Raw genomic sequence first — 20,641 nt, forward strand, 5'->3', positions numbered from 1 at the left:
GCCATCACGGCACACCTGCGCCGGCGTGGTCAGCCGCGGCCGGGCGGGCGCAGCGGCATGGGTGTGGCCGCGGGAATCGCCTCGGCCCGCGCCTCGCTGACGGTGCGCGGAGGTTTGAGGCTGTGGTGCAGGTCGGTGACCTTGCGCACGTAGTTGATGGTCTCAGGGTAGTTGGGAATGCGGCGACCGGCCTTGAGCACGGCACCCTCGCCCGCGTTGTACGCCGCCACCGCCAGCCGCACATCGCCGTTGAAGTAGTTGATCAGCCAGGCCAGGTAGCGCGCGCCGGTCTGGATGTTGGTGCGCGGGTCGGTCAGGCGCTCGCTCACACTCTGCCGCCCGGTGGCGCGGACACCGAAACGCTCCGCGGTGTCGGGAATCACCTGCATGAGGCCCACTGCGCCCTTGGGGCTGACAGCACCGGGATCGAAGCCCGACTCGGTGGCGATCACCGCCTGCAGCAGTTCGAACTCCAGCCCGTGCTGGCTCGCCGCCTCGCGGATCAGATGCCGCACCGCCTTGAATCGCGTCGACAGCTCCATGCGCGTCACGGCCGACGCCGAGGACCTGGTGGGGCGGCTGCCACCGCCCGTCCTGGCGTTGCCGGAACCGGGGTAGAGCAGCTCATAGCGGGCGTGGAGCGGGCGGTCGGCATAGTGGGTGACGCCGTTCTTGTCGCGGTACGCCCAGACTTCGGCATGCGCAGTCCCCGCCAGCGCCACCGCCAGCAGGACACCGCCGAATATCGGGGCCAGACGGGGCATCACACATCCACCTCCACGGAGTCGCCGTGGAGTTCCATGAGTTCACGGCGCGCGGCCGCTTCGCCCTTGCCCATCAGCCGCGTGATCAGGGCCTCGGTGGCGGCAAAGTCCATCGAACCCAGCGTCACCTGCAGCAGGCGGCGGGTGTCGGGGTTGAGCGTGGTGTCCCAGAGCTGCTCGGCGTTCATCTCGCCCAGGCCCTTGAAGCGGCTGATCTGGCACTTCTCGCGGTTCACGCCGTCTTTCTCGGCCTTGTCCAGGATGGCGTGCAGCTCGCCCTCGTCCAGCGCGTACTGCTTGGCCGCGGGCTTCTTGCCACGCGCCGGCACGTCCACACGGAACAGCGGCGGGCGCGCCACGTACACATGACCAGCCTCGATCAGCTTGGGGAAGTGGCGGAAGAACAGGGTGAGCAGCAGCACCTGGATGTGCGAACCGTCCACATCGGCGTCCGACAGGATGCAGACCTTGCCGTAGCGCAGGCCACTCAGGTCGGGCGTGTCGTTCGGCCCGTGCGGATCGACACCGATGGCAACCGAGATGTCGTGGATCTCGGTGTTGGCGAACAGGCGGTCGCGCTCGACCTCCCAGGTGTTGAGCACCTTGCCGCGCAGCGGGAGCACGGCCTGGCACTCCTTGTCTCGACCCATCTTGGCGCTGCCGCCGGCCGAGTCGCCCTCCACCAGGAAGAGTTCGTTGTGCGCGGTGTCGCGGCTCTCGCAATCGGTCAGCTTGCCGGGCAGCACAGCCACGCCTGAGCCCTTGCGCTTCTCGACCTTCTGGCCAGCCTTCTGGCGGCTCTGCGCGGCCTTGATCGCCAGCTCGGCCAGCTTCTTGCCATAGTCCACGTGCTGGTTGAGCCAGAGCTCCAGCGCCGGGCGCACGAAACCGCCGACTAGGCGAACGGCGTCGCGCGAGTTCAGACGCTCCTTCACCTGGCCCTGGAACTGCGGGTCCAGCACCTTGGCACTCAGCACATAACTGGCGCGCGCGAACACATCTTCGGGCAGCAGCTTGACGCCCTTGGGCAGCAGCGCATGCAGCTCGATGAAGCTCTTGACCGCCTGAAACAGACCGTCTCGCAGGCCGCTGTCGTGCGTGCCGCCGGCGCTGGTGGGAATCAGGTTGACGTAGCTCTCACGCACTGGCGCGCCGTCTTCGGTGAAGGCCACGGCCCAGGCCGCACCTTCGCCATCGGCGAAGCTGTCGTCCCTGGCGTCGGCGTAGCCCTCGCCCTCGAACAGCGGGATCACCGGGTCGGTGGTCAGGGTCTGCTGCAGGTAGTCGCGCAAACCGCCCTTGTATTGCCAGGTCTGCGTATCCCTGCTTTTCTCGTTCACCAGCGTGACCTGCACGCCGGGCATCAGCACCGCTTTGCTGCGCAGCAGGTGGGTCAGTTCGCCCAGCGGCAGCGCGGGCGAGTCGAAGTACCTGGCGTCGGGCCAGGCGCGCACCGTGGTGCCCTGCTTGCGGTCGCCCTCCCCCTTGGGCGTCACCACCAGCGGCTCGATCACGTCGCCGGCACCGAAGGCCAGTTTCGCCACCTGACCGTCGCGGAAGCAGGTGACTTCCAGACGGGTCGAGAGCGCGTTGGTCACGCTCACGCCCACCCCGTGCAGACCGCCGGAGAAGCTGTAAGCACCACCCTTGCCCTTGTCGAACTTGCCGCCGGCGTGCAGGCGGGTGAACACCAGCTCGACCACGGGTGCCTTTTCTTCGGGGTGCAGGCCGAAGGGAATGCCGCGGCCGTCGTCTTCCACGCTCACCGACCCGTCGGTGTGCAGCGTGACCTTGATCTTCTTGCCGAACCCAGCGAGCGCCTCGTCGGCCGCGTTGTCCAGCACCTCTTGAATGATGTGCAGCGGGTTGTCGGTGCGGGTGTACATGCCCGGCCGCTGCTTGACCGGCTCCAGTCCCTTGAGGACGCGGATGGAGCCTTCGGAATACTCGTTCGATTGGGTTGCCATCGGGAAATTGTAAGGTGAGGCCCTTCAAAAGCCTGTATGCAAACACAGATGCCGACCGCCGCCTGTCCAGCAATGCCAGGCGCTCATCAATCTGCGCGAGAAATTTCACCACCGCGCGTCCACCCTGCGACGCCTTCGGGAAAGCCGGATTCGCTACAGTGCCGGGATGTCTTCAGCTTCTCCCATCTCCGTATCACCAGCGCGCCTGTCCGCCGCACAGGTGCTGCTCTGCGGCGCCGCCATCGTCACCCTTTCCATGGGGGTGCGCCACGGTTTCGGGCTCTGGCTGCAGCCGATCACCCAGGACATGGGCTGGACCCGGGAAAATTTTTCCTTCGCGCTGGCCATCCAGAACCTGGCCTGGGGCCTGTTCGGCATCTTCGCCGGCATGGCGGCCGACCGCTTCGGCGCCTTCCGGGTGCTGGTCGGCGGAGCGGTGCTGTACGCGGCAGGCCTCGCAGGCATGGCGCTCTCGCCCACGCCGTTCGTGTTCATGCTGACCGCCGGCCTGCTGATCGGCGCGGCCCAGGCCGGCACCACCTATGCCGTGGTCTATGGCGTGATCGGTCGCCAGATCCCTGCGGAGCGCCGCTCCTGGGCCATGGGCGTGGCGGCGGCGGCCGGCTCCTTCGGCCAGTTCCTGATGGTGCCTGTGGAAGGCTGGCTGATCTCGGGCTTTGGCTGGCAGCAGGCGCTGCTCATCCTCGGGGCAGCGGTGCTGCTGATCATGCCGCTGGCACTGTTCCTGCGCGAGCCGGGTTTCACGGGCGGGGCAGCACCAAAGCGCGAACAGACCATCGGGCAGGCCCTGCGCGAGGCCTTCGGCTACCGCAGCTTCCAGCTGCTGATGGCGGGCTACTTCGTGTGCGGCTTCCAGGTGGTGTTCATCGGCGTGCACATGCCCAGCTACCTCAAGGACCACGGCCTCTCGCCGCAGGTGGCCAGCTACGCGCTGGCCATCATCGGCCTGTTCAACGTGATCGGCACCTACGCCGCCGGCGCGCTGGGACAGCGCCTGGCCAAGCGCCACATCCTGGCCTTCATCTACCTGGCGCGCTCGGTCGCCATCGTGGTCTTCCTCTGGGCACCGCTCACGCCCACAAGCGTCTATGTCTTCTCCGCCGTGATGGGCGTGCTCTGGCTCTCGACGGTGCCACCGACCAACGCGATGCTGGCCCAGATTTTCGGCGTGGCCCACATGTCCATGCTGGGCGGCTTCGTGTTCTTCAGCCACCAGATCGGCAGTTTCATGGGCGTCTGGCTGGGCGGCGTGCTCTACGACCGGACCGGCAGCTACGACGTTGTCTGGTACATCTCGATCGCCCTGGGCGTGTTCGCGGCCCTGGTGAACTTGCCGGTCCGCGAGTCGGCCATCGAACGCGGCCCGCAGCGTGTGGGGGCCGCCGCGTGAGGCCGCTGACCGTCAGGGCGCTGGTCTGGGCCGCCGTGGCCCTGGCCCTGCTGGGCACGCTGATGCTCTACCAGCGCCCGGACTTCCTGGTGAATCTGGCCGACCAGCTCTGGAGCTGTTTCTGATGCACGGCACGGAGTCGCCCTCCCCCTGGGTGCAACGCTGGTCGCACCTGGTGCCGGTCGGCGGCACCGTACTGGACGTGGCCTGCGGACAGGGACGGCACCTGCGCTGGTTCGCCGGCCGCGGTCATGCGGTGACCGGCGTGGACCGGGACCCCACCGCTGTGGCAGCAGCGGCCAGCGCCGGGCGGGTGGTGCAGGCCGACATCGAGAACGGCCCCTGGCCCTTCGAAGGACAACGCTTCGACGCCGTGGTGGTGACCAACTACCTCTGGCGCGCGCTGCTGCCCGTGATCGTGGACAGCGTGGCCGAGGGTGGCGTGCTGATCTACGAGACCTTTGCAACCGGTAACGAATCGGTCGGCAGACCGTCCCGGCCCGACTTCCTGCTGCAGCCCGGCGAGCTGCTGCAGGCCTGCGCCGGCCTGCACGTGGTCGCCTATGAAAACGGCTTCTGCGACCACCCGGAGCGCTTCGTGCAGCGCATCACCGCCCTGCGAAAACGTCCGTCAGACGCCTCCGTGCCGGCGCGCCACCTGCTCCCTGACTGAGCGACTGCGCTGGGTAGAATGCACGATTCGCGCGCGAGCCGCCGGATCGATTTCCTCAACGTGTCCGGCGCACAGGCCGGCGCCTCTGACTTGAGCCCGAGAACATGAAGACCATCACCGGCAGCATCGTTGCCCTCGTCACCCCGTTCCACCCCGACGGCAGCGTCGACTACCCCACCCTGCGCAAGCTGATCGACTGGCACATCGCCGAAGGCACCGACTGCATCGGCGTCGTCGGCACCACGGGCGAGTCGCCCACGGTGAGCGTCGAAGAGCACTGCGAGATCATCCGCGTCTCCGTCGAACAGGCCGCCAAGCGCGTGCCGATCATGGCCGGCTGCGGCGCCAACTCCACCGCCGAAGCCATCGAGCTGGCGAAATTTGCCCGTGGCGTCGGTGCCGACTGCCAGCTGCAGGTCGTGCCCTACTACAACAAACCGACGCAAGAAGGCCAGTACCAGCACTTCAAGGCGATTGCCGAAGCCACCGGCGACCTGCCCATCGTCCTGTACAACGTGCCCGGCCGTTCCGTCGCCGATATGAGCGTGGACACCGCACTGCGCCTGGCGGCGGTGCCCGGCATCGTCGGGATCAAGGAAGCCACCGGCAACATCGAGCGCGCCCAGTGGCTGATCCGCGAGGCGCCGGAAGGCTTTGCCATCTACTCGGGCGACGACCCGACGGCGGTCGCCCTGATGCTGTGTGGTGGCCAGGGCAATGTCAGCGTGACCGCCAACATCGCGCCCCGACTGATGCACGAAATGTGTATGGCCGCCATCGCCGGTGACGCCCGCAAGGCGATGGAGATCCAGCGCCGCCTGATGCCCGTGCACAAGAACCTCTTTGTCGAAGCCAATCCGATCCCCTTGAAGTGGGCGATGGAACGCATGGGCCTGTGTGGTGGCACCATGCGCCTGCCCCTCACGCCCATGAGCTCCCCGTTGGAACCGGTGGTCGAGGCGGCACTCAAAGAGAGCGGCCTGATCTGATCACGCCGCTGCCAGGTCCCACCAAGACGTCATCCAAGCTGCCCATGTCCATCACCTCACGCTCTCTGTCTTCGCGCATCCGCCCCACCGTGTCGCTCCGCTGGGGCGCCGTGGCCATGGCAGCCTTTCTCGCCACGGGCTGCTCCGTGCTCGAGGAAGACAAGATCGACTACCGCAGCGCCCGCCAGGTCAACTCCCTCGAAGTGCCGCCGGACCTGACCCAGCTCAGCCGCGAGTCGCGCTACCAGGTGCCTGGCGCCACCGTGACGGCCAGCGGCTACCAGACGGCCCAGCCAGTTGCGGGCTCCTCCGACACCGCCGCCAGCAAGATCGGCGATGTCCGCATCGAGCGCGCGGGCAGCCAGCGCTGGCTGGTGGTGGACCGCCCTGCCGACAAGGTGTGGGGCCCCGTCAAGGACTTCTGGCAGGAGAACGGCTTTGTGCTCACCCTGGACCAGGAAACCCTGGGGGTGATGGAGACCGACTGGGCCGAGAACCGCGCCAAGCTGCCGCAGGACGTCATCCGATCCACACTGGGCAAAGTGTTCGACAGCCTCTATTCAACGGGGGAGAAGGACAAGTTCCGCACCCGGCTGGAGCGCAACCCGTCGGGCGCTACCGAGATCTACATCAGCCACCGCGGCATGATCGAGGTCTACACCGATGCCCGCAAGGACCAGACCGTCTGGCAGCCACGCGCAGCCGACCCCGAGCTTGAAACGGAGTTCATGCGCCGGCTGATGGTCAAGCTCGGCGTGACCGAGGCCCAGGCCAAAGCGGTCACCGCATCGGCGCCGGCTCCTTCTGCGACCCGTGTGGTCACCGTCAACAACCAGCCCACCGTGCAGCTGGAGGACGACTTTGATCGTGCCTGGCGCAGGGTCGGCCTGTCGCTGGACCGCACCGGTTTCACCGTCGAAGACCGTGATCGCAGCCAAGGCGTGTATTTCGTTCGCTACGTGCCCGCAGACGCCACCGCCGAGTCGGCCAAGCCCGGCTTCTTCAGCCGTCTTTTCAGCAGTTCGCCCGCCCAGGCCAAGCCGGTGCAATACCGGATTGCCGTGCGCAGCAGCGGCACGAGCACCACGGTGTCCGTGCTGAACGCCCAGGGACAACCCGACACCACGGCCGACGGCCAGCGCATCGTCGAGTTGCTGGCCGCTGATCTGAAGTAAGGGCCACGCAGGCAAAAGAAATGCCGCCCGAGGGCGGCATTTCTTTTGGCCGGACGATTCGGACCTGGGCCCGAACCGGCTGGGCAATTACTGAGCGGGCTTGGCGGCAGCCTTGGCAGCTTCGGCGGCCTTGTCTGCAGCTTCCTTGGCAGCGTCGGCGCCAGCCTTGGCGGCGTCGGCGGCGGCACCAGCGGCGTCCTTGGCGGCATCGGCAGCAGCGCCAGCGGCGTCGGCAGCAGCCGCACCGGCAGCGGCGCCAGCGGCGGCACCAGCGTTGGCAGCGGCAGCGCCAGCATCCTTGGCGGCATCGACAGCGGCGCCAGCGGCGTCCTTGGCAGCTTCAACGGCGGGGGCTGCAGCGGGAGCAGCAGCTTCCTCCTTCTTGCCACAAGCGGTCAGGGCGATGGCGGCGAGCAGGCTGGCCAGCAGAACGGTCTTTTTCATGGTGATTCCTCAGGATGTGGATGAAAACAAAAAAATGAATCAACCACAAAAAAACCCGAATCGATGATCCGGGCTTGGTTGACCCAGTCGCTTACCGCTATTAACGATTGCGATCTGGAACGAAATCATACGCCGGAACTGCAAATCCGTATTTACCCTTGTCAACTTTTTCTTTTGTTGACAGTTGGCGTTGCAAAAACACACGCCGTTAGGATTCTTGTCACAAACCGAGGACCGTCGCAGGAAACGAAGGGCAGCCCTGCTGCCAGCAGGCCTGCAACCGTTCCTGGAGCAGCGTTCGGCGCTCGGGTCGGCGACTGGCGACCATCAGACAACGGCCGATGTCCAGCCGCTCCATGGTCCAGTCGGGTGACCAGATGGCACTGGGCAGTTCACCCCCCGCCACCGCGCGGCATGCGTGGGCTTCGACGATGTGCGACCAGGTCGTGCGCCACTGCACGAGCCTGGGATGCAACTCGCGCAGCCGGTCAAAGTCCATGGCCATGAACTGGATCTTTCTGCCGCGACAGGCCCAGTCATTGAGGGCGTCAATGACGGACCTCTCGCCCAGAGGCCAGTCGGCGAAATCAGGATCACTGAGCACAATCTGGGTCCAGCCATCGCGGGCGGCGGTTTGCAATGCCAGCCGCACCAGATCCGCAAACTCGCGGCGCCCCTGAATACGCCCTTCCGGCAATGCCGGGAGATCGTCCGGTATCGGCTGTTGCGTCATCTCTCAGTCCTTTTCACCACCCGCCGTGGACTCCGCATGGAGCCAGCCGGCCTCGAACCAGTCCTTCAACAGGGCCTGAGCGTCGGCGCTGGCACGGCGCACCTGCGCCGCACCCAGGCGACGTTGATCTGCCAGGACGCGCATGAGGCGAGCGTCGGCTCCGCCGGCCCGAAAACTCTCTCCGTTGATGAACAGGTGCCTTGCGTCGTACATCATTCGGGTGCGCCGGTCCAGGCGCAACGCCGTCCCAGGCTGCCATGGGCCCACAGGCTCTTCGAACCACACACGGGGCTTGGGCTCGGTCATCACTTCGCCGAGGGCGCAGGCCAGCGAAGTGCGCTCGGCGAGCATGCGCTGCAGGGCATCGGCCGCGAATGCCTCCAGTGAGGCCGGCATCGCGGCCGGGTGGTCGGTGGCCTCCTGCCCGGGGTCGCGGTACAGCGTGCTGTCCTCGAACTCGTCGGCCATGCGTTGGAGCAGTTCGCCGGCGAGCCCTCCGCGCTGGGGCACGCGGAATCCCGCCGAGTAGGTCATGCAGTCGTCGCCGACGGCAATGCCGTCGTGTGCCCAGCGCGGCGGCAGGTACAGCATGTCCCCGGGGTTGAGCAGGTGCTCCTGCTCGGGCTCGAAGTTGCTCAGTATCTTGAGCGGAACATCAGGCTCCAGCGAGAGGTCCTTTTGCCGCCCGATGCGCCACAGACGCTGGCCGCTGGCCTGCAGCAGGAATACGTCGTAACTGTCGAAATGGGGCCCTACACCACCGCCATCGCTGGCCCAGGAAATCATCAGGTCGTCCAGGCGCGCGTCGGGCACAAAACGGAACCGGCCCAGCAGATCGTGCGCCGCGTCCAGGTGAAGGTCCACCCCCTGCACCAGCAGGGTCCAGCGCTTCTGTTTCAGGGGCGGAAAGGCCGTGCGGGCAAAGGGACCGTGCCGGAGCTGCCACCCGGCCGGCTTGTGCACGATCAGGCGGGACTCGACCGATTCCTGCGCGGCCAGCGCAAACAGCTCGGGACGTGTGAGCAGGGGCTGGAAACCGGGGAAGGCATTGCGGATCAGCAGGGGCTTTTTCTGCCAGTAGCGCTGCATGAACCGGGCCGGCGACATGCCGCCCAGCATCTGCGCCGGCAGGTCCACAGAAGGAGCGCCTGCGATGGAATCGGTGTGTGGTGTCATGGGACAATTGTCGGATGAAAATCACCGAACAATGTGTGGTCGCGCTGACCTGGACACTCAAGGACACGCTGGGCGAAGAACTCGATGCACTGGACGAGCCCGTCGAGTTCCTGGTGGGTGGCAATGATCTGCTGGCCAGCCTGGAGAAGGCGCTCCAGGGCCACGAGGCCGGCGATTCGCTGGAACTGCAGCTGGAGCCGCACGACGCCTTCGGTGACTACGACGACCGGCTGCTGTTCCTGGAGCCGCGCCACCTGTTTCCCGAGCACCTGGAAGAAGGCATGGGCTTCGAGGGACTGCCGGAGGGTTGCAGCGCCGCTGCCCCCAAGGACCGTCTGTTCTTCGTCAGCGACATCTACCCGGACCACGTGGTCATGGACGGCAACCACCCGCTGGCGGGCATCGCGCTGCGCATCCGGCTGAAAGTGCACGACGTGCGCGAGGCCGAGGTCAGCGAAATCGGCCGGGGCACGCTGGGCACCGGCTTTTTCCGGATGCAGGTGGACCCCTCAGGTCCCGGCGACGAACCGCCTCAGGCTCCCACCCTGCACTGACGCAGCGCGCGGGCTGCGCCGGTCAGCCGCGCCCGGTCGATCCGTAACCGCCCGCGCCGCGTTCGCTGGCCTGGGCGAAATCACTCACCACATTGAAGCGGGCCTGCACCACGGGCACGATGACCATCTGCGCAATGCGCTCCATGGGTTCGATGGTGAAGGCCACATCGCTGCGATTCCAGGCGCTCACCATCAGCTGGCCCTGGTAGTCGCTGTCGATCAGACCGACCAGGTTGCCCAGCACGATGCCGTGCTTGTGGCCCAGCCCCGACCGGGGCAGGATCATGGCGGCGTAGCCCGGGTCGGCGAGGTGGATCGCCAGCCCGGTCGGCACCAGTTGCCAGGCGTTGGGCGCCAGGGTCAGCGGCGCGTCCAGGCAGGCACGCAGATCCAGGCCCGCGCTGCCGGCCGTCGCGTAGGAGGGAAGCTGGCCCGCCATGCGCGGATCCAGCACCTTGACATCAATCTGCATGTTTCGGGTTCCGCAGAAGGGGCTCACTGCCCCGTCTTCTCGCTCTTGAGTTCGTCTTCCAGCGCCTTGGCAGGATCGACCTCCTCTTCATCAGCGGGTTCGGCCGCATCGCCTTCGGCGGGCTGCTCGGCCCCCTCCATGCCCTGGGTCGGGTCCTGCTCCTCTTCCTGTTCGAGGCCCGGCATGTTGTTGAGCATGTCGGTCACAGTGGCGTCGTCCACCTTGGCGGCGGCCTCGATATTGCCGATCACCAGCTTCGGGTAGGCAATGACGACGGACACCATGATCAGCTGCAGGATGATGAAGGCGATGGAGCCCTTGTAGATCTGCGCCGTGGTCACCGCAGGGATGCGCTGCTTGGTCACCTGGTCGGTGTAGTCGTTGCGGGCAGCCACCGAGCGCAGGTAGAACAGAGCGAAGCCGAAGGGTGGTGTGAGGAACGAGGTCTGCAGGTTCATCGCAAGGATGATGCCGAACCAGATCAGAGCCATCTCCGGCGGCGCGCCTTCAGGCAGCAGCTCCGGCAGCACCTTGGCCGCCACTGGCGCGAGCATCGGCACCACGATGAAGGCGATCTCGAAGAAGTCGATGAACATGCCCAGCACGAAGACCAGCAGGTTCACAATGATCAGGAAGCCCAGCGCACCGCCCGGCAGCTTGTCGAACAGGTGCTCGACCCAGATGTGACCGTCGGCTGCGTTGAAAGTAAAGCTGAACACGGTGGAGCCGATCAGGATCGACAGCACGAAGATGGCCAGCTTGGTCGTGTTCTCGCCGGCCTGCCTCATCAGGTCGAGGCTCAGGCGCTTGCGCGAGGCCGCCATGATCAGCGCGCCCAGGGCGCCCATGGCGCCGCCTTCGGTGGGCGTTGCAATGCCCAGGAAGATGGTGCCCAGCACCAGGAAGATCAGGACCAGCGGCGGGATCAGCACGAAGGTGACCTGCTCGGCCAGGCGGGACAGCAGGCCCATGCGGGTGATGCGGTTGACGATGGCCAGGGCCAGAGCCAGCAGCGAGGCCACGGTGATGGACATGATGACCACCTCGTCGCCTGCGGCCTCCATTTCGCGCCCGATCATCGGGTTGATGATGGCGTTGTGGTTCTGGGCCCAGATGTAGCCAGCCACGCCGCAGATCGCCAGCAGCACCAGCAATGAACGGTGGCCGCTCGCGCCGTTGGGTTCGCGGTAGATGCGCGCCTCCTGGGGCAGCGCCGGCACCCAGTCGGGCTTGAAGATGGCCACGGCCGCGATGAAGGCCAGATACAGGCCCACCAGCATCAGGCCGGGCAGCAGGCCACCGGCGTACATGTCGCCCACCGAACGGCCGAGCTGGTCGGCCAGCACGATCAGCACCAGCGACGGCGGAATCGCCTGCGCCAGCGTGCCCGATGCGGTGATGGTGCCGGTGGCGATCGTCCGGTTGTAGCCGTAGCGCAGCATGATGGGCAGCGAGATCAGGCCCATTGAGATCACGGCCGCAGCGACCACGCCGGTGGTGGCGGCCAGCAGCGCGCCCACCAGGATCACGGCCACGGCCAGGCCACCGCGCACGGGGCCGAACACCTGGGCCACAGTCTCCAGCAGGTCCTCGGCCATCCGGCTTCGCTCCAGGATGATGCCCATGAAGGTGAAGAACGGAATGGCCAGCAGGGTGTCGTTCTGCATGATGCCGAACACCCGCAGCGGCAGGGCCTGGAACAGGTTGGACGGAAACAGCCCGACCTCCATGCCGATGAAACCGAAAAAGAGGCCAGTGGCGGCCAGAGAAAACGCAACCGGGAAGCCCATGAGCAGGAACACCAGCAAGCCGGTGAACATGATGGGCACGAAATTGGATGCAATGAATTCCATGATGGTTCTCTCGCCTCTTATTGCGCGGCCTTGAGGCGCTGCTGCTCTTCTTCCAGCAGTTGCTGGGCCAGGAGTTCTTCTTCGCTCGGACCTTCATGGGCCAGCACGTCCGGACCGTTGCCGGTCAGGAAGGCGATGCGCTTGATGAGCTCGCTCAGGCTCTGCAGCGCGAGCAGCGCAAAACCGGCGGGAATCAGCGCATACACCGGCCAGCGGATCAGGCCGCCCGCGTTGGACGACATTTCGCCGGATTCGTAGGCGTTCACGAACAGCGGCCAGCCCAGCGTGGCCATCATGTAGCACAGCGGAAACACGAAGACGATGATGCCGATCACGTCCACCCAGTTGCGGCCGCGCGCGCTGAACTTCGACGAGATGAAGTCGATGCGCACATGGGCATTGCGCAGGAAGGCGTAGCCGCTGCCCAGCATGAACACCGCCGCGAACAGGTACCACTGGATTTCCAGGAAGGCGTTGGAGCTGGTGTCGAAGAGCTTGCGCACGATGGCGTTGCCGGCACTGATCATGGTGGTCGCCAGGATGAACCACATGGCGAGCTTGCCGATGCGCTCGGTCAGCGCGTCGATCAGGCGGGAGAGCGTGAGGAGGAATGACATGAAGGTCCCCTTGTGTTGAAGGGTGCAGGCGCGAGGGATTCAGAAAAATGTCAGGGTACCTTCCACGCAAAAAAACCCCGTGGGGACGGGGTTCTTTTTGCGGAAGGCCGTGAAGCTTACAGCTTCTGGCGCTGCATGAAGTTGTCGAAGTTGGCTTCGGTGAAGCGGAACCAGACGTTGGCGTCCTTGCGGAAGGCCGAGTAGTCGGTGTAGATCTTCTTCCAGGCTGGGTTGGTGTCGTTCAGCTCGGTGTAGAGGGCCATCGATTGCTTGAAGGCCTCGTCCATGACGGCCTTGGGGAACGGCAGCACCTTGGCGCCGTTGGCCACCAGGCGCTTGATCGCCTGCGGATTGCGGGCGTCGTAGCGGGCCTGCATCTCGGTGTGGGCGTAGGCCGTTGCAGCTTCAACAATGGCCTGGTATTCCTTCGACAGGGCGTTGAAGGCGGCCTTGTTGATGTAGAAGTCGAGTTGGGCACCGCCTTCCCACCATCCAGGGTAGTAGTAGTTCTTGGCAACCTTGAAGAAGCCCAGCTTCTCATCGTCGTACGGACCGACCCATTCGGTCGCGTCGATGGTGCCCTTTTCCAGCGCCTGGTAGATCTCGCCGCCAGGAATGTTCTGCGGCACACCACCCATGCGGGTCAGCACCTTGCCGGCAAAACCGCCAATGCGCATCTTCAGGCCCTTGATGTCGGCCACGGTCTTGACTTCCTTTCGGTACCAGCCGCCCATCTGGGACCCGGTGTTGCCGCCAGGGAAGTTGATGATGTTGTACTTGTCGTAGAACTCGCGGAACAGCTTCATGCCGTTGCCGTCGAAGTACCAGGCGGTCAGCTGGCGGCTGTTCAGGCCGAAAGGAATGGCCGTACCCATGGCGAAGGTGTCGTCCTTGCCGAAGTAGTAGTAGGGGGCGGTGTGACCAGCTTCGACGGTGCCTTGCTGCACACCGTCCACGATGCCGAACGCGGGCATCAGTTCACCGGCGGGGTGCACGGAGACGACGAACTTGCCGCCGGACATCGCATTGACTTTTTCCGCGAACACTTCGGCGGCACCGTAGATGGTGTCCAGCGCCTTGGGGAAGCTGGAGGCCAGGCGCCAGCGGATGGCGGCCTGTGCATGCACAGCGGGGGCTGCTCCTGCGGCCAGCACACCGGCGATGCCGGCGTGCTTGAGGATGGAACGACGATCCATGTTGTATGACTCCGTGGTTGGTATTTCATGCCCGCCCGGAAGGGTCGGGGACTTCTGCAGTCCGGGCCATTGTAGGAACGCCCCCCCCCCCTTCCGTGGGGGTTTTCCCTCGAAATCAGAGCAAGATCGTGAACGCTTTCAGGCTTTTGCAAGCTTGCTGCACTCAAACCGTGCAGGCTTTCGAAACGCCTCAAACAGGCCGTGAAATTTCTTCAACGCGGTCGTTCAGGCGGCCGCCTTGAGACCACCGGAGCCACCCAGCACGTCGGCAAAACGCTGCCTGATGGACGACTCGATGCCGCTGGCATCCAGCCCCACATTGGCCAGCAGCCTGGCGGGATCACCGTGCTCGATGAACTCGTCGGGCAACCCGAGCTGCAGCACGGGCATCGACAGACCCTCGGCCTGCAGGGCCTCCAGCACGGCACTGCCGGCGCCACCCATGACGCAGCCCTCTTCCACCGTGACGAGCGCCTGGTGGCTGTGCGCCATCTCGCGCAGCAGGTCCATGTCAAGCGGTTTGGCCCAGCGCATGTTGGCGACGCTGGCACCGAGCGCCTCGGCGGCCGCCAGCGCCGGATGCAGCAGGGTTCCAAAGGCCAGGATGGCCACGCCATGACCACGCCGCCGCACCTCGCCCTTGCCGAACGGCAGCCCATCCAGACTGGCCGGCACCGCCGCGCCCACACCGGCACCGCGCGGATAGCGCACCGCCACCGGGTGGTCCTGGTGGTGGGCCGTCGACAGCAACTGGCGCGTTTCCGCTTCGTCCGACGGACAGGCGATCGACATGTTGGGGATGCAGCGCAGGTAGGCGATGTCGTAGGCACCGGCGTGGGTCGCGCCATCGGCACCCACCAGGCCCGCGCGGTCCAGTGCGAACACCATGGGCAGCTTCTGCAGCGCCACATCGTGGATCAGCTGGTCGTAGCCCCGCTGCAGGAAGGTGGAGTAGATCGCGACCACCGGCTTCATGCCTTCGCAAGCCAGCCCGGCGGCAAAGGTCACCGCATGCTGTTCGGCGATGCCGACGTCGAAATAACGGCCCGGGAACCTCTGGTGGAACTCCACCATGCCCGAGCCTTCGCGCATGGCGGGCGTGATGCCCACCAGCTTGGGGTCGGCGGCAGCCATGTCGCACAACCACTGTCCGAACACCTGCGTGAACGTGGGTTTGGGGGGCGTGGCCGGTTTGACCAGGCCCACGGCGGGATCGAACTTGCCGGGGCCGTGGTAGGCCACGGGGTCCGCCTCGGCCAGCTTGTAGCCCTGCCCCTTCTTCGTGACCACGTGGAGGAACTGCGGCCCCGCACCGTTGTCCAGCAGGTGGCGCACGTTCTCCAGCGTGGGGATGAGCGAGTCGAGGTCGTGCCCGTCGATGGGGCCGACGTAGTTGAAGCCGAACTTCTCGAACAGCGTGGCCGGCACCACCATGCCTTTGGCGTGCTCTTCCAGCCGCTTGGCCAGTTCGAACAGCGGCGGCGCGCCCTTGAGCACAGTCTTGCCGACGTTCTTGGCGGCGGCGTAGAACTGGCCGCTCATGAGCTGGGCCAGGTAGCGGTTGAGCGCGCCCACCGGGGGCGAGATCGACATGTCGTTGTCGTTGAGGATCACCAGCAGGCGGCCGTGTTCGACACCGGCGTTGTTCAGCGCCTCGAAGGCCATGCCCGCGGTCATGGCGCCGTCACCGATGATGGCCACCGCGTGGCGGCTCTCGCCTTTCATCTTGGCGGCCAGTGCCATGCCCAGCGCCGCCGAGATGCTGGTGGACGAGTGGGCGGTGCCAAAGGTGTCGTACTCGCTCTCGTCGCGGCGCGGAAAACCGCTGATGCCACCGAGCTGGCGCAGCGTGGACATGCGGTCGCGGCGGCCGGTCAGGATCTTGTGCGGGTAGGTCTGGTGGCCCACGTCCCAGACCAGCCGGTCTTCGGGCGTGTTGAAGACATAGTGCAGCGCCACCGTGAGCTCCACCGTGCCGAGGTTGGAGCTGAGGTGCCCGCCGGTTTTCGAGACGCTCTGCAGCACATGGTCGCGCAGTTCGTCGGCCAGGGGGCGCAGCTGCGTGCGGGACAGGCGCCGCAGGTCGGCCGGGGATTCGATGGTGGACAGCAGGTTGCTCATGGGGCAGGTATTTCGCTTGAGGGCGGCTTTCCGGGTTCAGGACGCGCGGCGGCCAACCCAGTCGGCCAGCGCATGCAGGGTGTCGGTGTGGGGCAAGGCACTGGCGGACAACGCCTGGTGCGCCTGGTCCAGCACCTCGTCGGCGTAGGCCTGGGCCGACTCCAGGCCCATGAGCGACACAAAGGTGGGCTTGTCGGCGGCGGCGTCCTTGCCCGCGGTCTTGCCCAGCGTCGCGGAGTCGGTGGTGACGTCCAGGATGTCGTCGACCACCTGGAAGGCCAGGCCGATGCAGGCGCCGTAGGTGGACAACTGCCGCAGCACGGCCGCGTCCAGGGCGGCGGTGGACGCGCCCATCATGACGCTGGCCTGCAGCAGCGCACCGGTCTTGAGACGGTGCATGCCCTCCAGGGCCTTCTGGTCCAGCGCCACGCCGACGCTGGCGAGGTCGACGGCTTGCCCCCCGGCCATGCCGGATGCACCGGCCGCCACGGCCAGCTGGCGGCACAGGCGGGCCGACAGCGCCGCAGGCACCGAACCGTCGTCGGGCACCAGCAACTCGAACGCCAGGGCCTGCAGGGCGTCGCCGGCCAGCAGCGCCTGCGCCTCGCCGTACTTCACATGCACTGTGGGCTTGCCCCGCCGCAACACATCGTTGTCCATGCAAGGCATGTCGTCGTGGACCAAGGAATACGCATGGATGAGCTCCACCGCACAGGCCGCCCGCATGGCCACTGCAGGGTCGCCCTGCACGGCCTCGCAAGCTGCCAGCGCCAGCAGCGGGCGCAGGCGCTTGCCGCCGTCCAGTACCGCATAGCGCATGACCAGCCCCAGACCCGCCGGCGCATCGGCCAGCACCCAGTTCGACAGGGCCTGCTCCACGTGCTCCTGCTGGCGCACCCGCCAGGCCACGAACGCGGTGTTGTCCGACAGGCCCGCGCTCATTGGCCGTCCCAGGGTTTGGGCTCGCCGTTTTCGAGCACCTTGATCTGCTGCTCCACCGCCTCCAGCCGGGTGCGGCAGTAGGCCAGCAGCTCGGCGCCGCGCTGGTAGCGACCCAGCAGCTGGTCCAGCGGCAACTGCCCCGCATCCAGCTGGGCGACCAGCTGCTCCAGCTCCTCCAGCGCGGCCTCGTAGCTGGCCGGGGTGGCAGACGCTTCGGCCGAGCGGCTTGATCGGGTGGACTTTGTGGGGGTCGGAGAGGTCATTCGCTGAAGTCGATTGCGGGTGGCAAACACCCGACGGACACCCTGCGGACGGCAGGGCCAGCGCGCGATTTTATCCCCCGGTCCGCTCAATCTCCAGCCACCGCAGGGGCCTGGAAGGGGCGGGGTACAATCCCGCCTCTTTTTTGTTCAACTGACGGGCCTCGCACGCCCGGAGGGACGCAGCACTTCACCCATCCCGCGCAGATCGTTCACTCGCTCGAGCGCTTCACCCTGCCCCTTCATAGGGGGAGTCTTTAGGTCAAGACCACCATGTCTGATTTGAGTCTTCAATTGCAGCAGGCCGCAAGCCAATTGCCGGTTTCCAGCTACTTCGACGAGGCATTGTTCCGCAGGGAACTTGAAACGATCTTTCAGCACGGGCCCCGCTACGTGGGGCACGTGAACGCGGTTCCCGAGCTGGGCGACTACTTCGCCCTGCCACAGGAGGGTGAAGGACGCGCGCTGGTTCGCACCGCCAACGGCGTCGAACTCGTCTCCAACATCTGCCGCCACCGACAGGCCGTGATGCTCAAGGGCCGCGGCAACCTGAACCAGAACGCCAAGGGTCACAGCGGTGGCCACATCGTCTGCCCCCTGCACCGCTGGACCTACAGCGGTGGCCAGTCGGCCAACAGCAAGCTGGGCAACCTGCTGGGCGCCCCGCATTTCTCGCACGACCCCTGCGCCGATCTCAAGCGCTATTCGCTGCGCGAATGGAACGGCCTGCTGTTCGAAGACAACGGCCGCGACATCGCCGCCGATCTGGCGAACATGGGTCCGGCGTCCACGCTGAGCTTCGAGGGCATGGTGCTGGGCCACGTCGAACTGCACACCTGCAACTACAACTGGAAGACCTTCATCGAGGTCTATCTGGAGGACTACCACGTCGTGCCCTTCCACCCCGGACTGGGCAACTTCGTCACCTGCGACGACCTGCAGTGGGAGTTCAAGCCCGAGTACTCGGTGCAGACCGTGGGCATCCAGAACCTGCTCAAGTCCGGCAGCGCCACGTACCAGAAGTGGCACGAGGTGCTGATGCAGTACCGCAACGGCGAGCTGCCCGCACAGGGCGCGGTGTGGCTGACCTACTACCCGCACATCATGGTGGAGTGGTACCCGCACGTGCTGACGGTCTCGACCCTGCACCCGCTGGGGGTCGACAAGACACTCAACATGGTGGAGTTCTACTACCCCGAGGAGATCGCCGCCTTCGAACCCGGTTTCATGGAGGCGCAGCGCGCCGCCTACATGGAGACCTGCATCGAGGACGACGAGATCGCCGAGCGCATGGACGCGGGCCGCAAGGCCCTGTACGAGCGCGGCGACAACGAGGTCGGTCCCTACCAGAGCCCGATGGAAGACGGCATGCAGCACTTCCACGAGTGGTACCGCGGCCGCCTCGGCGACGCGCTGAAAGGCTGAGACCCCATGCAGGCCCTCTGGATGCTGCTGGCGTCCCTGTTTTTCGCCAGCATGGGGGTCTGCATCAAGTTCGCATCCGCGCACTTCAACAGCTTCGAGATCGTCACCTACCGCGGTCTGGTGGGGGTGGTGTTTCTCTACGGGTTCACCCGGTTCAGCGGCGTCTCGCTGCGCACCACGGTGCCCATGATGCATGTCTGGCGCAGCGTGGTGGGCACCATCTCGCTGACCGCCTGGTTCTACGCCATTGCCATCCTCCCGCTGGCGACGGCGATGACGCTCAACTACATGAGCAGCGTCTGGATCGCCACCTTCCTGCTCGGCGGTGCCCTGCTGACCCAGGGCCGCAATGCGCCGGTCCGGCAACAGGCTCCCCTGTTCCTGACCGTGCTGGCGGGCTTCGGCGGCGTGGCGATGATGCTGCGCCCCACCCTGGCTCCCGACCAGATGCTGGGCGCACTGGTTGGCCTGATGTCCGGCATCTTCGCGGCCTTTGCCTACCTGCAGGTGTCGGCGCTGAGCCGGGCGGGTGAGCCCGAGAGCCGCACGGTGTTCTATTTCTCCATCGGGGCTGTGGTCGCCGGCCTGATCGGCATGCTGTTCGTCGGTGCCACGCCATGGAGCTGGCCTTCCGCGCTCTGGCTGCTGCCCATCGGGCTGCTGGCGCTGGGCGGCCAGCTGTGCATGACCCGTGCCTACGCCAGCGGTGCCACCATGGTCGTGGCCAACCTGCAGTATTCGGGCATCGTGTTCGCCGGCATCTTCGGACTGACCGTGTTCGGCGACCGGCTGCCCCTGATCGGCTGGGCCGGCATGGGCCTGATCATCGTCAGCGGCATTGCGGCGACCGTGCTGCGCACGCGAACCGTGCCCCACGCGCCGGCAGAAGAGCACTGAATCCGTGCGCGCCTGCACGCGGCGGGTGGGTCTTTAGGACTTTGGTGTGATGGTCAGTGGTCCCTCTGTGCAGGAAAATCAGTCGCATGTACACCACCCTCATTTCCGCCGCGCAGCTGCGGCAACTCCTGGACGACCGCCAGCCGGTGCTGGTGATGGACTGCAGCTTCGACCTGATGAACCCCGCCGCCGGGCGCCAGCAGTTCGAAGCCGCCCACATCCCCGGCGCGGTGCATGTGGACCTGGACGAGCACCTGAGCGACAAGACCGGGCCCGACCGCGCCAGTGGCGGAAGGCATCCCCTGCCCTCCCGCGAAACATTTGCCATGCGTCTGCAGGCGCTGGGTCTGAACCCGGGCCAGCAGGTGGTGGCGATGGACCGGCAGGGCGCGAACTACTGTGGCCGGCTCTGGTGGATGCTCAAGTGGTGCGGCCACGAGGCCGTGGCGGTGCTCGACGGCGGACTGGCCGCCTGGGAGGCCGCGGGCGGTGCGGTCGCCGAAGGTCCGTCGCCGCCGCCCGCCAACGGCCGGTTCGAACTGCAGCCCGCCCGCGCCGAGACCCTGGCCGCGCCCGACATCGCACGCCGGCTGGGCCAGCCCGACCTCACACTGGTCGACGCACGCGCCGCGGCCCGCTTCCGCGGCGAGGTCGAACCACTGGACCCGGTAGCGGGCCACATCCCGGGGGCGCTCAACCGGCCGTTCACCGAGAACATCGGACCGGACGGCCGCTTCAAGCCGGCCTCCGAACTGCGGGCCGACTTCGAGCGCCTGCTGGGGTCGCGCGACCCGGCTGCGGTGGTGCACCACTGCGGCAGTGGCGTGAGCGCCATCCCCAACCTGCTGGCCATGGAAATCGCCGGCTTCGGACGCACAGCCCTCTTTCCAGGCAGCTGGAGCGAATGGTGCAACACGCCAGGCCTGCCCTGTGCCCGGAGTCAAGTTCCCGGCTGACGGGACGATAGGTCAG

21 protein-coding genes are annotated in these 20,641 nt (G+C 66.3%); 9 read left to right on the forward strand and 12 right to left on the reverse strand.

What is annotated here, in order from left to right:
• Window positions 1-29: 29 nt before the first annotated feature.
• Complete coding sequence (locus HPS01S_RS17605; RefSeq protein WP_066158985.1) at window positions 30-764, reverse strand: lytic transglycosylase domain-containing protein; 735 nt, start codon at window positions 762-764, stop codon at window positions 30-32.
• Complete coding sequence (locus HPS01S_RS17610) at window positions 764-2,731, reverse strand: DNA topoisomerase IV subunit B (RefSeq protein WP_066158988.1); 1,968 nt, start codon at window positions 2,729-2,731, stop codon at window positions 764-766. Before HPS01S_RS17610 ends, HPS01S_RS17605 begins: the two co-directional genes overlap by 1 nt.
• Window positions 2,732-2,897: 166 nt before the next feature.
• Between HPS01S_RS17610 and HPS01S_RS17615 the strand changes: the two genes are divergently transcribed.
• The 5 genes from HPS01S_RS17615 to bamC all read left to right on the forward strand — a co-directional run bounded on the left by HPS01S_RS17615 (window position 2,898) and on the right by bamC (window position 6,979).
• The gene (locus HPS01S_RS17615; RefSeq protein ID WP_066158994.1) at window positions 2,898-4,142 is read left to right on the forward strand and encodes an MFS transporter; all 1,245 of its coding nucleotides are present in this window, start codon (window positions 2,898-2,900) and stop codon (window positions 4,140-4,142) included.
• The gene (locus HPS01S_RS22260; protein ID WP_255284242.1) at window positions 4,139-4,267 is read left to right on the forward strand and encodes a hypothetical protein; all 129 of its coding nucleotides are present in this window, start codon (window positions 4,139-4,141) and stop codon (window positions 4,265-4,267) included. The genes HPS01S_RS17615 and HPS01S_RS22260 overlap by 4 nt, the downstream gene beginning before the upstream one ends.
• Entirely contained in the window at window positions 4,267-4,815 is a 549-nt protein-coding gene (locus HPS01S_RS17620; protein ID WP_066158999.1) for a class I SAM-dependent methyltransferase, read from the forward strand. The genes HPS01S_RS22260 and HPS01S_RS17620 overlap by 1 nt, the downstream gene beginning before the upstream one ends.
• 104 nt (window positions 4,816-4,919) lie before the next feature.
• Window positions 4,920-5,804, forward strand: a complete 885-nt coding sequence (gene dapA / locus HPS01S_RS17625; RefSeq protein WP_066159003.1) for a 4-hydroxy-tetrahydrodipicolinate synthase — start codon at window positions 4,920-4,922, stop codon at window positions 5,802-5,804.
• 44 nt (window positions 5,805-5,848) lie between these two features.
• Window positions 5,849-6,979 (forward strand): NlpB/DapX family lipoprotein, encoded by a 1,131-nt coding sequence (gene bamC, locus HPS01S_RS17630; RefSeq protein WP_066159006.1) that lies wholly within the window; start codon window positions 5,849-5,851, stop codon window positions 6,977-6,979.
• A gap of 87 nt (window positions 6,980-7,066) precedes the next feature.
• Here bamC and HPS01S_RS17635 read toward each other — a convergent pair whose 3' ends face one another.
• From HPS01S_RS17635 to HPS01S_RS17645, 3 genes are all read right to left on the reverse strand, one after another.
• On the reverse strand, window positions 7,067-7,423 hold the full coding sequence (locus tag HPS01S_RS17635) for a hypothetical protein (protein ID WP_066159009.1): 357 nt from the start codon (window positions 7,421-7,423) through the stop codon (window positions 7,067-7,069).
• Window positions 7,424-7,643: 220 nt separating this feature from the next.
• The gene (locus tag HPS01S_RS17640) at window positions 7,644-8,156 is read right to left on the reverse strand and encodes a hypothetical protein (protein ID WP_066159012.1); all 513 of its coding nucleotides are present in this window, start codon (window positions 8,154-8,156) and stop codon (window positions 7,644-7,646) included.
• Window positions 8,157-8,159: 3 nt separating this feature from the next.
• Complete coding sequence (locus HPS01S_RS17645) at window positions 8,160-9,332, reverse strand: JmjC domain-containing protein (RefSeq protein WP_066159018.1); 1,173 nt, start codon at window positions 9,330-9,332, stop codon at window positions 8,160-8,162.
• 14 nt (window positions 9,333-9,346) lie between these two features.
• On the opposite strand from HPS01S_RS17645, the gene HPS01S_RS17650 reads away from it, so the two are divergent.
• A complete protein-coding gene (locus HPS01S_RS17650; RefSeq protein ID WP_066159019.1) occupies window positions 9,347-9,886 on the forward strand; it encodes an FKBP-type peptidyl-prolyl cis-trans isomerase in 540 nt (179 codons plus the stop codon).
• Between the two features lie 22 nt (window positions 9,887-9,908).
• Here HPS01S_RS17650 and dut read toward each other — a convergent pair whose 3' ends face one another.
• From dut to HPS01S_RS17685, 7 genes are all read right to left on the reverse strand, one after another.
• A complete protein-coding gene (gene dut, locus HPS01S_RS17655; RefSeq protein ID WP_066159022.1) occupies window positions 9,909-10,358 on the reverse strand; it encodes a dUTP diphosphatase in 450 nt (149 codons plus the stop codon).
• 23 nt (window positions 10,359-10,381) lie between these two features.
• Window positions 10,382-12,211, reverse strand: coding sequence for a TRAP transporter large permease (locus tag HPS01S_RS17660; protein ID WP_066159025.1), 1,830 nt, complete (start codon window positions 12,209-12,211; stop codon window positions 10,382-10,384).
• A gap of 17 nt (window positions 12,212-12,228) precedes the next feature.
• Window positions 12,229-12,828, reverse strand: a complete 600-nt coding sequence (locus tag HPS01S_RS17665; protein ID WP_066159027.1) for a TRAP transporter small permease subunit — start codon at window positions 12,826-12,828, stop codon at window positions 12,229-12,231.
• A gap of 116 nt (window positions 12,829-12,944) precedes the next feature.
• Complete coding sequence (locus HPS01S_RS17670; protein ID WP_066159030.1) at window positions 12,945-14,024, reverse strand: TRAP transporter substrate-binding protein; 1,080 nt, start codon at window positions 14,022-14,024, stop codon at window positions 12,945-12,947.
• A gap of 225 nt (window positions 14,025-14,249) precedes the next feature.
• Window positions 14,250-16,145: a 1-deoxy-D-xylulose-5-phosphate synthase gene (gene dxs / locus HPS01S_RS17675; protein WP_066159033.1), complete on the reverse strand. Its 1,896-nt coding sequence runs from the start codon at window positions 16,143-16,145 to the stop codon at window positions 14,250-14,252.
• A 36-nt stretch (window positions 16,146-16,181) separates the two neighbouring features.
• Entirely contained in the window at window positions 16,182-17,087 is a 906-nt protein-coding gene (locus HPS01S_RS17680) for a polyprenyl synthetase family protein (protein ID WP_066159035.1), read from the reverse strand.
• On the reverse strand, window positions 17,084-17,350 hold the full coding sequence (locus HPS01S_RS17685; RefSeq protein WP_066159037.1) for an exodeoxyribonuclease VII small subunit: 267 nt from the start codon (window positions 17,348-17,350) through the stop codon (window positions 17,084-17,086). The genes HPS01S_RS17680 and HPS01S_RS17685 overlap by 4 nt, the downstream gene beginning before the upstream one ends.
• Window positions 17,351-17,620: 270 nt before the next feature.
• Here HPS01S_RS17685 and HPS01S_RS17690 point away from each other — a divergent pair, with 270 nt between their 5' ends.
• From HPS01S_RS17690 to HPS01S_RS17700, 3 genes are all read left to right on the forward strand, one after another.
• The gene (locus HPS01S_RS17690) at window positions 17,621-18,772 is read left to right on the forward strand and encodes an aromatic ring-hydroxylating oxygenase subunit alpha (protein ID WP_066159040.1); all 1,152 of its coding nucleotides are present in this window, start codon (window positions 17,621-17,623) and stop codon (window positions 18,770-18,772) included.
• Between the two features lie 6 nt (window positions 18,773-18,778).
• On the forward strand, window positions 18,779-19,669 hold the full coding sequence (locus HPS01S_RS17695) for a DMT family transporter (protein ID WP_066159043.1): 891 nt from the start codon (window positions 18,779-18,781) through the stop codon (window positions 19,667-19,669).
• 86 nt (window positions 19,670-19,755) lie between these two features.
• Window positions 19,756-20,625 (forward strand): sulfurtransferase, encoded by an 870-nt coding sequence (locus tag HPS01S_RS17700; protein WP_066159045.1) that lies wholly within the window; start codon window positions 19,756-19,758, stop codon window positions 20,623-20,625.
• The last annotated feature ends 16 nt before the right edge of the window (window positions 20,626-20,641 follow it).

Origin of the sequence: Hydrogenophaga pseudoflava NBRC 102511 (assembly GCF_001592285.1) — a bacterium.
GTDB classification, from domain to species: Bacteria; Pseudomonadota; Gammaproteobacteria; order Burkholderiales; family Burkholderiaceae_C; genus Hydrogenophaga; species Hydrogenophaga pseudoflava.